Raw genomic sequence first — 12,806 nt, forward strand, 5'->3', positions numbered from 1 at the left:
GATCCGTGACGGAGAGCGCTACCAAGGTTCACCTCCCGTCACCGCTGCGGCTTGACATCACGATTGGGAAGTCCTTTGTGTCCGTACCCGGGAGCAGCGCGTTGACCCTGTCTGCAGCTCCGGGCTGCTCACCTCGCCGAGGACCTTGCGGCAGCAAGGAACGTCAACGGCCCTGATCTGTTACAAGTCCGCTCTCTCCTCGCACGTCAAGGTGCCTCCGCCCGGGGAAGGAGGAGGCACTTACGGGCACGGTTCAGTACGTCAGCGTCAGCCGGCTCTCACGCTTGCTGATCACGAAGCCCGGTCCAGCGGCTGCGTCGGTCTTCGCCGGAGTGATGGTCAGGCGGGCAACGGAAGTGCGTGCGCTGCCCCAGGCCTCGATGTGGGCGATGAGGTCCTGAGCGAGCGACTGGGCACGCGGACCGTACGCGGCCGCGCCGAGCCGGAACGGCCGCTGAGGGTCGGCGCATTCACGGCGAACGATCAGGTAGGCGAAGGAGTCGCCGTCGACGAGGAGCGGGCTCCGGCCGGGGACGGCGGGCCGCAGAATCCGCTCCTGGGCCAGAGCGTCCGGCGTGACCTCCAGGCGGCACACGCGATCGCCTCCAGCGGTGGCGCGCAGCCACACCCCGTCGAACGACTCTTCTCCGCCGATCCGCTGGCCGGACAGGACCTCGACCGGCGCGCCGCGAAGGCTGGCGCCGAGCGCGTCGGCGTCCACGGCCTGGTCCTCGTCGTGGTGGACGCGGATGGTGTCGTCCGTGTTGAGGGCAGCTGTCCTTTCACCGTCCTGCCCGATGATCGGGACGAAGCCGCACAGCGCCATGTCGTCGGAGACGAGCGTGTCGCCGCGCCGGGTCAGGGCCACGGACTGGGTTTGGCCTCGCCAGCGCAGCGGGAGGACGAGGCGTCCGCCTTCGCGGAGCTGGTCCCACCAGGCCGCCGGCACATCCCATAGGCCCACAGCGGCCAGAATCCGGTCATAGGGGGCGTTTTCTGGGGCGCCGACCAGTCCGTCGCGTTCCCTCACGTGCACGCGCTCGTACCCGGCACGGTTGAGCATGGTGCGTGCGTGCAAGGCCACGTCGGGGTCGATGTCGATGGTGGTGACGCTTCCGTGGGTGCGGGTGAGTTCCGCGAGCAGTGCGGCGTTGTAGCCGGTTCCGGCGCCGATCTCGAGGATGTCGTCGCCGGGCTGGACGTCGAGTTGGACGAGCATCATCGCGACGACGGAGGGCACCGATGCGCAGGACAGGGCGAGCGGTCCGCCCGGGTTGTCCTTGATGATCACGGCCTGGTCGGCGTACGTGTCCTTGAGGTCGACGCCGGGGAGGAACGTCTCGCGGCTCACCGTCCGCAGGGCGCGCTCGACGTCGCGGGTCAGGCTCACATTCATGATCACGTCGTCAACGAGGCTGTTGCGGAGCTCGCTGGCGGTCGGAGTCTGGTTCACGGTGGACCTTTCAGCTCAAGGAGGAGGCACGTCTCCCACCCCAGGGCTGCGGGGCGGGGAGTGCGCAGGGCGTGCAGCGTGAGGAGGACGCCGGCGTTGCCGGTGAGCAGACCGGCGTCCGGGGGTACGCCGTGCCGCACCAGGTGCGTGTCGAGCCGTGCGTGGATCTTCGGTAACTGGTGTGCGATGTCGGGGGTCATGGCGTCGGCGGCGATGCGGTCGTAGGCCAGCAGCAATCCGGCCCAGCCGTGGCAGACCGTGGCCTCATGGAGCTGGGCGAGTTGCGGTGGGTCGGTGAGGGAGCTGAGCACGGTGTGCTCGGCGATCTGGCGTTCCGGGGTGTCGTGACGGGCGAGGGCAGCGAGCTGCAGGGCGCGGCCGAGGCCGGGTGTGCCGTAGCACCATGAGGGACGTTCCGGCTCCATGCAGGCGGCTGGCCCCTGCAGGAAGGCGTCCAGCGCGTCGATGCGCTGCTTGACCTTGGTCTAGAAGGAGCCGCGGAAGTCCGCGATGCGGGCCACCGACTCGTCGACTCGGACCTCGGCGGCGACGACCCACTTGTGCGGGTGCTTGTTGACGGTGGCGGAACGGGACGTGGACTCGTCGGTCACGTGCAGGTCTCTCCCATCATCCGGGCCCGCTCCAAGGCCGTTCTGGGAGACGCGTCAGCGCTCGGATCCGTTCGTCAACTCATGAGCGCACCTCACAGCTCCAACGTCAACGACCCGGTTCTGTTACACCACCCGCAGGTGTCTGTATCGGTGGATTCGGCCTGCCCGGCAAGCGTAGGGTCGTCGGGTGATGTCCGTCGGCAACGTAAGCCTTACCAGTGATCTTTCTGTCCTTGCTGAAGCCTTCGGCCTTGGCGAGCCGATCAAGCACGACTTCTTGCCCGATGGGCTGATGAATCACAACTGGCAGGTCACGACAACACACGGCCGGTACGCCGTGAAGCGGATCAAGGACGTCTCGCTGGAAAAGGCCCGGCGCAATCTCACTGCCCTGTCAGCACTGGCTAGAGGCCAGATCCCCGTGTGCGTGCCCCTCCGTACCACCAGCGGTGACCTGGTGGCCGAGGTCGGGAGTCACGCATATTGTGTCCTCCCATGGATCGACGGTAGCCATCAGCGTGGCGTCGATCTCTCCGCGTCACAGGTCGCTGAACTCGGGATCATGCTGGGGCGGATCCACCTGGCGCTGGTCACTCAGCCCCCGGGAAACGCGCCGGACCAGCTGCCTCCGGCCAAGGTCACCAGCGTCGCCGAGGCCGTGACTGCCTCGGAGCGCTTCAGCGATATCGTCGGCAGCTCCGCAGCGCCGTCCGAGTTCGACCGCACGGTGGCTAAGTTCATGGAACGGCGCAGGATCTTGCTGGACAAGTACGCTCACCTGCGCCCCGCCGCTGGCATCCCACTGGGCCCCTTCGGCTGGACGCATGGTGATTTCCAGTACCGGAACGTGCTGTGGCGTGACGGGCAGATCGCGGCCGTCCTTGACTGGGACCGGCTCGGCGTCCGCCCGTATGCCGAGGAGGTCGCTCGCACCGCGCAGGTGCAATTCGGCGTCGACGGCCGTTTCGATCTCAAGCGGCTGCGCGGTTTCATCGACGGGTACCGGAGCGTTGTCCCACTGAGCGATGATGCTGCGCTCGACGGGGTGCGCCGGCTGTGGTGGAAGCGCATGACGGACTACTGGCAGCTCGAATTCCACTACAACCGCGGCGACCACTCCTGTGATCACCTGTTCACAACTGACGAGGAACTACTGAACTGGTGGACTGACCGGCTCGGCGAGGTCGAGGCCGCATTCACGCAATGACGCCGGCTATCGCCAGTTCCGGCAGACAGGGCCGTACGAGAGCTTCGGCACGCCGTTGAGCTCGCTGTGACAGGTGGGCTCTGTTCGTTCCGCAGATGGCCTGACCCCAGTGGTGGGCTGATGCGCCACGGGGGACCAGGACGCCGCCTGACCCGATGGCTTCCGGGATGCCACCGACGTGGCTGCCGATGGCAGGCAAGCCGTGGAGGCCGGCCTCGATGATGACACGGGGAAAGGCGTCGTCTACGACCGACGGGACGAGCAATAGCCGGTGCTGTGCGTAGAGCGTGTGCATGTCGTAGGTGCGGTGCACATACCTGACGTTGGGGTAGTGGGCGAATTCGTTCGAGGTGTCCCACCAGCCTTCGACAAGGGTGAACGGCTGTCGTGGCTGTTGCTGGATCAGCTCATGCAGGAGGGCAGAGCCCTTCTGCGGGACGGGATTGATCATGAGGAGTGCATCGCTGGTCGCTGGCGACCCCGGGCGTGGCCGCGTGAAGGGCGGATAGAAGAGGACCACCGTCGTCTCTTCTTGCGCGCGAGCGCAGGAAGCGACGAAGCGAGACGTAGCCAGCGCATAGTGCGGCTGGCCGTGCAAGGCGCCCAGGCTGGTCGAGGAGACGGAATGGAGCCATGCGGCGACCTTCACCCCGCGGCGACGCGCCTGCACTACCAGTTCGGAGGCCCCTTCCTGGGCCGTGATCAGTAGATCGGGCGCGTGCCGCCGCAGCATGGCATCGAGGGCGGCCGGAAGCCGGCCCTGCCGGACGGCCCGGCAGTGCACGCCGTTGGACACATAGCGCAAGTCTCCGGCTGTCTCCTCATACGGGATGCGGTGCTCGACGAGGTGCTTCTTCATCGGCGGCAGGTCGGAGGGCGCCTTCCACGGCGGCTCATGGCAGCCGAGGTAGAGGACGTTCCAGCCAGACGCGGCGAATTCCTCGGCGAGGAGTTGCTGTGAAACCTCTGCTCCGCCGATCAGGAAGGGCGGCGGGGTCCTGCGCCAAGCGAACAGGACGGTCGGCTTGGTCATGGTCAACGCTTCCACAGTTCGACGAGGGAGTGGACGGCCCCGGCGACAGCTTCTGGCGGCTGTTCGCCGGGTACGACGGTGATTTCTCGCGTCACCGGCAAGTGCTCGGGCCGGACAAAGTAGGCCCGGGTGTGAGCGAGGAAGGCCGGGTCGTGAAGGAAGTACTCGGGTTCCGTCTCGACGTGTCCGGCTGCCTTCCTACGCAGGGAAAGCGTCTCGTAGGAGACGTCCAGGTAGATCGTGTGGTCCGGCCGGAGGTGTGCCAGGTCCTCCAGGCGCCGGCGGACGTGGGCGTGGACGCCGAAGCCGTAGAGGCAGTCCATGGCGCGCGCGTGCGCCATGAGGGTGTCCACCGACCGGTCCAGGACGATCGTCCCGAAGGCCCTGGCCGATACCTGCGCAACGCGGGCAGCCTCGATCCTCATGAACGCCTCGAAGGCCTCGATCTGCTGGGCTGCGGATTCGGTGCGGGCCAGGGGGATGTCTTGCGGCTCGGCAAAGTGCTGGACGTAGCAGCTGAATATGGCGACGTCGTCAGGGTCGGTGCTGGCGCGCAGGTGGCGAAGGGCGGTGGTCTTGCCCGCGTACGACGAGCCTTCCAAGGCGATGACCTTCATGCCGTCTCCAGGCGGTAGAAGCGCTCGGCGAATCGGGGTCCTTGCGTCTGGTCGAGGAGGTCGGCGGCGACGGTCCAAGCGTGACGGAGCGGCTTGAAGCGTTTGGACGCCGGGTGCTTTTGGGAGCCGTGCAAGTGCAGGAGCGTGAGCTTGTCCAGTAGGGCGTCCGTGAAGTCGGAGAGTTCCGGCGCCAGGCTGTTGCCGACGCGTGCGCGGAAGAGATGTTGATCGCAGCCGGCGAGGGCGTAGGTGGACCAGAACGCGACGTCTTCCCAGAACCAGCGGCAGCCGAGTCGGCGCGCGGCTTCGTGCACCAGTAGGTGGTCGGGATGACGTGTCACGGCTGCAGGGGCGAGCAGCTCGGCGTCGCCGTGGTCGGCCAGGAGGGCCGCGAGCTCGTGAGTGATGTCGTCCAGGCGCTGTTTGTCGTAGGCGCGGTAGGGGCGCGCGGCGTCGCTGTGGCCCAAGAGGTGCCGGCGGGCGCCGAAGGCTTCGAGAGCCGCGGCGCCCTCTGCCGCGCGTAGTGCGGAGACTGCTTCCACGGTGGCGAAGGTGCCTGCAAAGGCAGGGTCGATGCTGGTGGAGCGGGTGAAGACGGTGATCACCGTCAGCGGTCTCGGGCGGGTGAGGAACAGGCCCGACGCGGACAGGGCAAAGTCGTCGTGGTGCGGCTCAATGGCGACAACGGGTCTGCCGGCGGGCTGGCGCTGTTCGATGAGGTACGTCCTGCCGGTCAGCGGAGCGGGGATGTGCAGGATTTGCGTTTCGGGCTTGCGATTGCCTAGCTCCTGCTGCCACTGGAAGTGTGCCTCGGCCAGGTCGGTAGGGAAGGTGTAGATGCCCGCGGCGTCGGGTTGGGGCAGGGTGTGCATGGGTGTTTGCCTCCGGTGGATCATCGGACGGTGGAGCGGTACCAGTGCCGCCAGAACGCTGCAGAATCGAGCCGCAGGCGGGCGGTGATGGGGTTCTGCCACCACCACATGCGCCAGGTGGGCCACTGGTCATAGCGGCGGGTTGAGGGCTTCACGCGCAGAGCTTCAACGAGGACGACGGGCTGGCCGGTCTGGTCGCCCATGTCCCGCAGGCGAGCGAAGAACTCGACGTCTTCGCTCATGAACAGGTCCGACCTGTAGCCCTGCAACGTGTGAAAGGCCTCGGCAGTACAGAACTGGGCAACGCCTTGGGCGCCACGGTTCCGGCGCCGATACGCGTCCCAGTACCAGCACAGCAGCCGGGCGCCAAGGCGTTTGGGCGTGTAATGCGGCGGAAAGGCGCCGCCCACGTGCTGACCCGAGGAGAGCAGGCTGACCAGCACGGTGACCGCTTGGATTGGAACCTCAACGTCCGCGTCGACGAAGAACAGGTACCGCCCCGCAGCGTGGGCCGCTCCGGTGTTGCGGACCCGTCCGATGTTGCGCACCGGCTCGGTCATGACATGGGCGCCGAGCGAGGCCGCGACCGTTGCGGTGCCGTCCGTGGAGGCGTTGTCTACGACGATGATTTCCCCGCAACCGCCGCTGTCTGTTGCCCACGCGCGCAGCGAACGGATGACGCTGGGCAGGTATCGCGGCAGGTAGTCGGCTTCGTTGAAGGCCGGGATCACCACCGACACTTCGGGGCGGTTCATATCAGTGGCCTTTCCGCTGCGGGTACAGAAGAGGTGCGAACGTGGCGAGGACGTGGTCGAGCCGGGCAGCCCAGAGGCCGCGGTCCCGCTTCTCGGCCAGAGCGGCGTAGGTCCAGCCGCGGACGGTGTGGAAGATGATCAAGGCGTCCAGCAGCCCCGCAGCAACAGATCCGCCATGCGCGGCCACGAGGTGATTTCGGGCCGGGCCGGTCATGACGTCACAGGTGACCAGTGTCTGGGCGAGGTCGTACTCCGGTACGCAGTAAGTCGTCTCCTCGAAGTCGATGACGTGCTCGGTGCCCGCCATGGGGCCGCGCATCGGGAGAAGAACGTTTTCCAGGTGCAGGTCGCCGTGGCACAGCACGAGATGCGCCGGCATGTCGCACGCAGCCTCGACGCGGTCCAGCGCTGGCCTGATGCGGTGAAGCAGCTCGGAAGGACCCACGCGGCGCAGGAGGGCACATTGCCGCGCCAAGCTGCGGTGCGCCACAAGGCTCGGCGCGACAGGCACCTGGTGGATCTGGGCCAGGATCCTCCCGCAGCGGTGCATGGCCTCCCGCTCGGAGACGGCCTTGTCTCGGACAGCTTGGCCAAGTGTCCTCTCGCCGAGATCACTCGCGATGAGCACTGTCGCACCGTGCGGTGGGACGGTTCCGCAGGCGAGCACGGTCGGCGTGGCCACGTGGCCGGCAGCACTCACCGCCCGCATGAGGTCCCGTTCGGTGAAGGCCGTGTACGAGCGGGCAGGGGCGTACAGCTTGACCACGACGCGACGGCCGTCAGTCAGCCTGACCCGGTAGACGCCGGCTTTCGGGGTGAGAACCAGCGTGGTGACGTCGCGGGCCGAAGCCTTCAGCAGGAGGGCGCAAGCTCGCGCAACCACGGGCTCCGATCGGCTCACCGCGCACCACCCGGCGCCTCAACGCTCAAGTCGCCTAGGCGGTGGATGTAGCGAACCGTGCGACGCAGGTGTGCCCGGTATTCGCGTACGTCCTCCGTCGCTGGGCACTCCGCCTGCCACGGCTTCTCCGGGCCGACGAAGTGCAGCAAGACCGTGTCGGCGCCCGTGCTCAGGGGGCGACGAACTACTCGGCGTACCCAATCGCCGCGCTGCAGAAAGCGCTGGACCTCGAACCGGTTGTAGTCAGGAGCGACGGGTTGGGCACGCCCAGAGGCCAGCAGCCACATGTTCAGGGCGTCCTGGTCGTTGTGCAGAATGTGCTGCCGTCCCTGGACAAGCGCGTACTCCACGCCGCGGCGGATCGTGGCCAGAAGCCCGACCGAGGTCCAAAGGACTCCTGCGTTGTAGTACACACGCCCACGCAGGTGCGGCCACCTTTCCGCCAGTCCAGGCAGTGCCGGGCACTCGCCGACGGCCGGGTTGAACTCGTCTCGCACCACCCCCAGATGCCCGGTTCGCAGCTGCGAAAGCGGGCCGGACAGGTCTCCGGTTATCAGCACATCCGTGTCGACATAAACCAGGTGGGAGCGACCCACGAAGGCCGGTGTGAACTGGAAGCGCAGGTAGGTCGTGATGCTGATGTACTCGGCGTCACTGAGACAGGATGCCTTCGACGGCGCGCACCAGCGGAGGTCGAAGGACTGAAATCCGAGACGCTTCACCAGGTCGGCCATGGTGTTGACCTGAGTCTGTTTGAGGTCCAGCGTCAGGACCCGAAGGGCCACATCCCTGCGGGTGCGTGGGGGAAGGCTGTCCGCCAGAGAGGTGAGCATGGTCAGGGCGGGCAGCATGTATTGCTCATCGACGCACAGGCCAATCGCGTACATGGGAAGTTCCCTTCGCTGGGAGGCGAGCCGGGCCGCCGGAGAGGTGTCAGGGGATGGCCGCGGCGAAGGCGACCACGGTGGTGCGGCGCAGTTCGCGGACGGCCTCGCGGGCGACAACGAACGGCAAGTCGGGGGAGTCGTAGAGGATCAGGGCGTCGGGGCCGGGCGCGCCCCGCCCGCTGGGACGGGGGTAGAGCGTGCCGCGCACGCCGATCGGTTCGGCCTCGCGCATGCGGAGCTTGACGTGACCCTCGTGCAGCCGCGGGTACAGGCGCGGTGCCTGTTCCGTGCAGGCCTCGCACATCAGCGGGATCGCGGAGCGAACGTTCTCCCAGCGCGCGTCTACGGCGTCGTCGAGGAGGGGCAGAACCCACCGCATTCCGCGTCGGTCGCGGACGGCCGGCTTCATGCAGCACACGCAGAGCAGGGTTTCCATCGCGGTCCGCTGCCGCTCGGGGTGGAGCTCGGCCGCGTATTCGGGCTTGCCCGTGGTCGCGCCGGCGCACAGTGCCCACAGCACCCCGTCCAGGTCACGCTCGAGGGCGTCCTGCACGGGACCGGCGTAGGCGACGCCGGACGCGGTAACCGTCACGGGCGTGGGCAGAGTGATCTTCCCCGTCCGCGGCGTCGCGTACGGCGTTGTCGGTCGGTCCACTGTGGTCCTCCGTGAGTCGGCTGCAGGAAGGCGATGAAGGGCGTGGTAGCGGTGAAACGGTGGTGGGGCCCTGCGGCTGGGGGCGGATCACCCGGCCGCAGGGGCTTGGCCGTGTCCGTCGACGTCCCGAGGTGTCACTCGTGGACGGACACGGTGCCTCAGGGGGCGATGCCGAGGCGGGCCGTGGCGGCGGCGTGCGGTGTCGGCTCGGGCCGGAGCTGCGCCAGCCAGTAGAGCCATCCGTTCTCGGGGTCCTCGATCACGGGGCCGCATCCGCCCTGGATCTCGTCCATCAGGGCCACGGCGGAACGTGCCTGAACGCCGGCGCCGGTGATGACGACGTCGAACAGGTTGCCGCCCAGGCGGACGCGTGCGTCGCGGCGGGCCTCGACTGCCAGGAGGGTGCGGATCACCTGCGTGAGGTCGGCCATGTCGGCGGCCGGCTCACATGCTGCACCAGCGGTCTCGACCAGGTGCTGCATCATCTCGGCGCCGGTGGGCAGCGTCGCGGCCGGGGCGCTCACAGGACCATCCGCCCCGGCTGGATGGCGGCCCGCACCGTCTTGCCCTCGAAGTCGGAGGCGACGAACCACGAGAGCCGCGCCCCGTGTTGCCGGGCCTTCCACAGGCCGCGGCCCATGGTGCCGTCGACGGCTGCGTGGAAGTCGGGGAACTTCGGGTTCGGGTCCGTGACGTCGATGAGCAGTGCGTCGGCCTGCGTGACGCAGAGGCGAGCGTGGAGGCTCTGCCCCGCCTTGCCGGGGGTGAGTCCGTGCTCCGCGGCGTTGTCGACGAGGATGTGCAGGACGTCGATCGCGGCGTGCACGTTCCCATGCCAGTTCAGCATCGTGAGCAGCGATCGGCCTGCAATGCGAGCCGTCGTCGGAGCGCTGAGGTCTGCGGGGAGTTCCAGCGGCATCTCGCGTAAGACCGGCGCGGTCACTGTGGTGGGTTCCATGTCGGACGGTCCTTTGGTCAGGGGGAGGGTGGGCCAGGTCGTTGTGACGTCGTCGCTGACGCCCCAGTCGTCGGCCAGGGCCGAGACGAGGAACGGGCCGCGGCCATGCTCGTCGTTGGAGCTGGCGTGTCGCAGGGTGGGACGTGTGGGCGAACCGTCGACCACCTCGATTACGCAGCGATCGTCTTTGAGGTAGACGCGAATGCCTATGTCGTCACCGTGGCCGTGGCGGGGAGCATGGGTGGTCAGCTCGGTCAGCAGCAGTGCCGCGGTATCGACCAGGTCTGGTCGGCCCAGTACGTGAGGCCAGCGCGGACTATGCGGCGGAGCCTTCCTGGCCAGGCCGCGTTTTCGTCGTACAGCCCCGCCGACGTGCACTCGGCGTCGCGGAAAACGGCTGGAACGTCGATGCGGGCGGGAACGGACAGGCTGCACCGTGTGAGCCAGCACAGGCGCTCCTCGACGGGTGCGGCGGCCTCCGCCCTCTCCGCGTCGGTGCGCAGGGAAGGCATTTCGTACGGACCCGGGACGGACCGCGGCGCCGTACAGCTCGTCTTGCTGCCGACCGAGCGCATGGGGTTTCTGGCGATGCTCATCGGTCTGCCCCGTTCGGCGCTGGCGCCTCCTGGCCGGTCCGGATCACGTTCCACGCGTGGGCCAGAACGACAAGCTCAGTGGCGTCGGCCGCTCCAGCCGTGTCCAGCAGCGCATCGAGAGCGGAGCGATAGTCGGCGGGTGCGATGCCCGCAGCTAAGGCGATGCCGGCGGTCGTGCTCTGCTCCACGATGGCTCGCAGCAGCTTCTGCTCGGCTGGATTGAGTTCCGGGGCCGGCCTGTCCGTCGGGGGTGGGGTGGTCTCTCCCGAGACGAGGAGCGCATGCACGAGGACCGGGAGCGGGCAACGGGGCGGGCAGTGAAGCTTCTCCCTCATTTCACGGACGTACTGGCGGATCGTGGCTGCGGACAGGCCGGTCCCGGCAGCGATGGACTGGGGGGTAACTCCGCGTACGAGGTGCTGGGCGACGCGTCGCTCGGCAGGGGTGAGTGGCGTGGTCGGTGCGGGAACGGTCATGATCAAGTTCCTTCGCTCTCGGGTGGTCTCGCCGACCTTGCCGGGTAGCTTGGCGGGCCTGGTCAACGTTGTGGGCGCTCGGCCGTTGGAGGGGCTGTCGATATGGATCTGCACGACGTTGTCCGGGAACCGGTCCAGCACGATCCTCAGCGTGGGCGACGAGGAGTTGTCCACGGCGTTGGTCAGGAACTCGCACAGGACTGCCTGACGGTCGGCGGGCAGCGTGCATGTGCCCCATGTCGCCAGCACACTGGAGATGAAGTCTCCCGCCAGGTCTTTGACGCTGGGAGTGCAGGGCAGAAAGGCGACGTACCTAAAGGCACCGGTTGCGGTGGGGCCAGCAGTCATGGCGAAGAGCTCACTCCCTTCGGCCTGCGGACGCTGTCGTGCTGGGAGAGGCCACAGGCTTCGGGGGTGTCGATCACGGAGGAGGTGATGAGATAGGCGCCCGTACGCCGCTGCCACGCGGCGAGATGCGCGGCCTTGCCACGCCCGAGCATCACCATCAGAGGCGTGACCACGCCCCCGGCTCGTCCCTCCTCGACCGCAGCGAGAGCCTGGTGCCAGCCTGCGCATCCGTCGCGGTCACCCAGAGGGTCTCCTCGGTCGATGTACTCGGCGACCACCTCGCATTCCGCCTCCACCGCGCAACGCCGGGCGGAGTCAAGAACACGGTCCGCAGCCGCCCCCAGTGAGACGGGCAGACAGGCATACAGCACCAGCGTCGTGCCCGCTGGCACGGCAAGCCGCTCGGACGGTAAGAGGGGACTGACCATGATTCTTGATGCCTCCGCCTGGGGTGACTGTCGTACGAGGGTGAAAGGAAGCAGCGGTAGGACCGAGCGACGGCTCAGTCCCGCCCGCCGTGGACGGCGCTCGTGTCTGCCGCGGCTCGAGGCCCCCGGCAGGCGCGGGTGCGGGCTGCGACCCTGACCCTGCGGTCGCCATGGGGCCCCTGTATCGCCGGGGCGGGCGGGACCGGCCTCAGCCGCTGATGCGGTCCACGATGGCCTGCCATGCGTCGGCCAACTCCCGCCCGGTCGGGCAGTAGGTAAACCGGCAACTCATGCAGGACCGGCGGTGGGCGGCAAGGCGCAGGAAGGTGTCGTCACCCGGCCCGCCGTAGACGGCGACCCGCTGCAAGCGGGCGGGTCCGGAGCCGGCGTCCTCGGGCCGCCACTCAATACGCATCGCCGTCACAGCGCGCCCAGCTTCTCGTAGTGGTCACACAGGGCGTTGAGGACGCGGGCCAGGCGACGGGCGTAGCCGAGTGCACCGCCGTACCGAGGTGACGCCTGCACACTCAGCTTGCCCCGGGCCTCACCGATACAGGCGAGCACGCAGTACCGGGCCACGCTCTCCTCCGGCAGTTTCGCGGCTGCGAGCTCCAACTCCGGAATCAAAACCGCCAAGTGGCCGCGCACCATTTCCGTGAGGACACCCACGTCCGCGTTCTCCGGGAACGGGACGGCGGTGGCATCCCGGCTCACGAGGACCGCGGCCGTCTCCCGCAACACCGTCAGGTCGACGGGCGCGGTGGCAGTGTCCTGCTGAGTGCCGTTCATTCGGTTACCGCCCGTCCGGTCCGGTGGCGGGGGCACTGGCAGGGCGGGAAGCCGTGGTGCAGGGGCAGCGGTCCCTTCCGGTCCATTACCGTCACGGTGCCGCGGTCATCAGCGACCTCGCCGCGGCGGTTCACCGTGTACACGCGGATAGTCAGCTTGGCGCCCGGTGGGCGGTTGTCGGCCGGCGGGGTACGGTTCGTCATGTCGACGCTCCCTCTAC

Annotated in this window: 18 protein-coding genes; 1 reads left to right on the top strand and 17 read right to left on the bottom strand. The window is 68.0% G+C overall.

All coding sequences use genetic code 11. The features are described from left to right. Positions 1 to 253: 253 nt before the first annotated feature. From fxlM to IE260_RS42720, 3 genes are read right to left on the bottom strand one after another with little or no spacing between them, the layout of a single operon-like run. Positions 254 to 1,453: a methyltransferase, FxLD system gene (fxlM, locus tag IE260_RS37305; protein ID WP_189880251.1), complete on the bottom strand. Its 1,200-nt coding sequence runs from the start codon at positions 1,451 to 1,453 to the stop codon at positions 254 to 256. Further along, complete coding sequence (locus IE260_RS37310; RefSeq protein WP_189880253.1) at positions 1,450 to 1,878, bottom strand: lanthionine synthetase LanC family protein; 429 nt, start codon at positions 1,876 to 1,878, stop codon at positions 1,450 to 1,452. Before IE260_RS37310 ends, fxlM begins: the two co-directional genes overlap by 4 nt. 60 nt (positions 1,879 to 1,938) lie before the next feature. Further along, positions 1,939 to 2,064 (bottom strand): hypothetical protein, encoded by a 126-nt coding sequence (locus tag IE260_RS42720; protein ID WP_268255015.1) that lies wholly within the window; start codon positions 2,062 to 2,064, stop codon positions 1,939 to 1,941. Between the two features lie 190 nt (positions 2,065 to 2,254). Between IE260_RS42720 and IE260_RS37315 the strand changes: the two genes are divergently transcribed. Beyond that, complete coding sequence (locus IE260_RS37315) at positions 2,255 to 3,271, top strand: phosphotransferase (protein ID WP_189880342.1); 1,017 nt, start codon at positions 2,255 to 2,257, stop codon at positions 3,269 to 3,271. Here IE260_RS37315 and IE260_RS37320 read toward each other — a convergent pair. The 14 genes from IE260_RS37320 to IE260_RS37385 form a co-directional block, all read right to left on the bottom strand. Next, positions 3,261 to 4,304 carry a glycosyltransferase gene (locus IE260_RS37320; RefSeq protein ID WP_189880255.1) on the bottom strand — a complete coding sequence of 348 codons (1,044 nt, stop codon included), beginning with the start codon at positions 4,302 to 4,304 and terminating at the stop codon, positions 3,261 to 3,263. The genes IE260_RS37315 and IE260_RS37320 overlap by 11 nt on opposite strands. Positions 4,305 to 4,306: 2 nt before the next feature. Beyond that, positions 4,307 to 4,921 (bottom strand): dTMP kinase, encoded by a 615-nt coding sequence (locus tag IE260_RS37325; protein WP_189880257.1) that lies wholly within the window; start codon positions 4,919 to 4,921, stop codon positions 4,307 to 4,309. Continuing rightward, positions 4,918 to 5,793, bottom strand: coding sequence for a PIG-L family deacetylase (locus IE260_RS37330; protein ID WP_189880259.1), 876 nt, complete (start codon positions 5,791 to 5,793; stop codon positions 4,918 to 4,920). The genes IE260_RS37325 and IE260_RS37330 overlap by 4 nt, the downstream gene beginning before the upstream one ends. 20 nt (positions 5,794 to 5,813) lie before the next feature. Then, positions 5,814 to 6,548, bottom strand: a complete 735-nt coding sequence (locus IE260_RS37335) for a glycosyltransferase (protein WP_189880261.1) — start codon at positions 6,546 to 6,548, stop codon at positions 5,814 to 5,816. A 1-nt stretch (position 6,549) separates the two neighbouring features. After that, positions 6,550 to 7,449 (bottom strand): aminoglycoside phosphotransferase family protein, encoded by a 900-nt coding sequence (locus IE260_RS37340; RefSeq protein WP_189880263.1) that lies wholly within the window; start codon positions 7,447 to 7,449, stop codon positions 6,550 to 6,552. After that, positions 7,446 to 8,336, bottom strand: coding sequence for a glycosyltransferase family 8 protein (locus tag IE260_RS37345; protein ID WP_189880265.1), 891 nt, complete (start codon positions 8,334 to 8,336; stop codon positions 7,446 to 7,448). The genes IE260_RS37340 and IE260_RS37345 overlap by 4 nt, the downstream gene beginning before the upstream one ends. 46 nt (positions 8,337 to 8,382) lie before the next feature. Continuing rightward, positions 8,383 to 8,928, bottom strand: coding sequence for a hypothetical protein (locus tag IE260_RS37350; RefSeq protein WP_229881699.1), 546 nt, complete (start codon positions 8,926 to 8,928; stop codon positions 8,383 to 8,385). A 221-nt stretch (positions 8,929 to 9,149) separates the two neighbouring features. Next, positions 9,150 to 9,515, bottom strand: coding sequence for a hypothetical protein (locus IE260_RS37355; protein WP_229881700.1), 366 nt, complete (start codon positions 9,513 to 9,515; stop codon positions 9,150 to 9,152). Further along, positions 9,512 to 10,399: an ATP-binding protein gene (locus tag IE260_RS37360; RefSeq protein ID WP_229881701.1), complete on the bottom strand. Its 888-nt coding sequence runs from the start codon at positions 10,397 to 10,399 to the stop codon at positions 9,512 to 9,514. Before IE260_RS37360 ends, IE260_RS37355 begins: the two co-directional genes overlap by 4 nt. A gap of 142 nt (positions 10,400 to 10,541) precedes the next feature. Then, positions 10,542 to 11,369, bottom strand: a complete 828-nt coding sequence (locus IE260_RS42250) for a helix-turn-helix transcriptional regulator (RefSeq protein WP_229881702.1) — start codon at positions 11,367 to 11,369, stop codon at positions 10,542 to 10,544. Continuing rightward, entirely contained in the window at positions 11,366 to 11,542 is a 177-nt protein-coding gene (locus IE260_RS42255) for a KH domain-containing protein (protein WP_229881703.1), read from the bottom strand. Before IE260_RS42255 ends, IE260_RS42250 begins: the two co-directional genes overlap by 4 nt. A gap of 463 nt (positions 11,543 to 12,005) precedes the next feature. After that, positions 12,006 to 12,212 (bottom strand): hypothetical protein, encoded by a 207-nt coding sequence (locus IE260_RS37375; protein WP_189880269.1) that lies wholly within the window; start codon positions 12,210 to 12,212, stop codon positions 12,006 to 12,008. Between the two features lie 5 nt (positions 12,213 to 12,217). Next, a complete protein-coding gene (locus IE260_RS37380; RefSeq protein ID WP_189880271.1) occupies positions 12,218 to 12,586 on the bottom strand; it encodes a DUF6415 family natural product biosynthesis protein in 369 nt (122 codons plus the stop codon). Then, a complete protein-coding gene (locus IE260_RS37385; protein ID WP_189880273.1) occupies positions 12,583 to 12,789 on the bottom strand; it encodes a hypothetical protein in 207 nt (68 codons plus the stop codon). Before IE260_RS37385 ends, IE260_RS37380 begins: the two co-directional genes overlap by 4 nt. Positions 12,790 to 12,806: the final 17 nt, after the last annotated feature.

Origin of the sequence: Streptomyces viridiviolaceus, assembly GCF_014650995.1 — a bacterium.
Classification (GTDB): domain Bacteria; phylum Actinomycetota; class Actinomycetes; order Streptomycetales; family Streptomycetaceae; genus Streptomyces; species Streptomyces viridiviolaceus.

Bases quoted from the DNA above. Each gene is read 5' to 3' on its own strand.
- IE260_RS37335 (WP_189880261.1), bottom strand. From the start codon at position 6,548: ATGAACCGCCCCGAAGTGTCGGTGGTGATCCCGGCCTTCAACGAAGCC.
- IE260_RS37330 (WP_189880259.1), bottom strand. From the start codon at position 5,793: ATGCACACCCTGCCCCAACCCGACGCCGCGGGCATCTACACCTTCCCT.
- IE260_RS37380 (WP_189880271.1), bottom strand. From the start codon at position 12,586: ATGAACGGCACTCAGCAGGACACTGCCACCGCGCCCGTCGACCTGACG.
- IE260_RS42250 (WP_229881702.1), bottom strand. From the start codon at position 11,369: ATGACTGCTGGCCCCACCGCAACCGGTGCCTTTAGGTACGTCGCCTTT.
- IE260_RS37345 (WP_189880265.1), bottom strand. From the start codon at position 8,336: ATGTACGCGATTGGCCTGTGCGTCGATGAGCAATACATGCTGCCCGCC.
- IE260_RS37325 (WP_189880257.1), bottom strand. From the start codon at position 4,921: ATGAAGGTCATCGCCTTGGAAGGCTCGTCGTACGCGGGCAAGACCACC.
- IE260_RS37310 (WP_189880253.1), bottom strand. From the start codon at position 1,878: ATGGAGCCGGAACGTCCCTCATGGTGCTACGGCACACCCGGCCTCGGC.
- IE260_RS37385 (WP_189880273.1), bottom strand. From the start codon at position 12,789: ATGACGAACCGTACCCCGCCGGCCGACAACCGCCCACCGGGCGCCAAG.
- IE260_RS37375 (WP_189880269.1), bottom strand. From the start codon at position 12,212: ATGCGTATTGAGTGGCGGCCCGAGGACGCCGGCTCCGGACCCGCCCGC.
- IE260_RS37320 (WP_189880255.1), bottom strand. From the start codon at position 4,304: ATGACCAAGCCGACCGTCCTGTTCGCTTGGCGCAGGACCCCGCCGCCC.
- IE260_RS37315 (WP_189880342.1), top strand. From the start codon at position 2,255: ATGTCCGTCGGCAACGTAAGCCTTACCAGTGATCTTTCTGTCCTTGCT.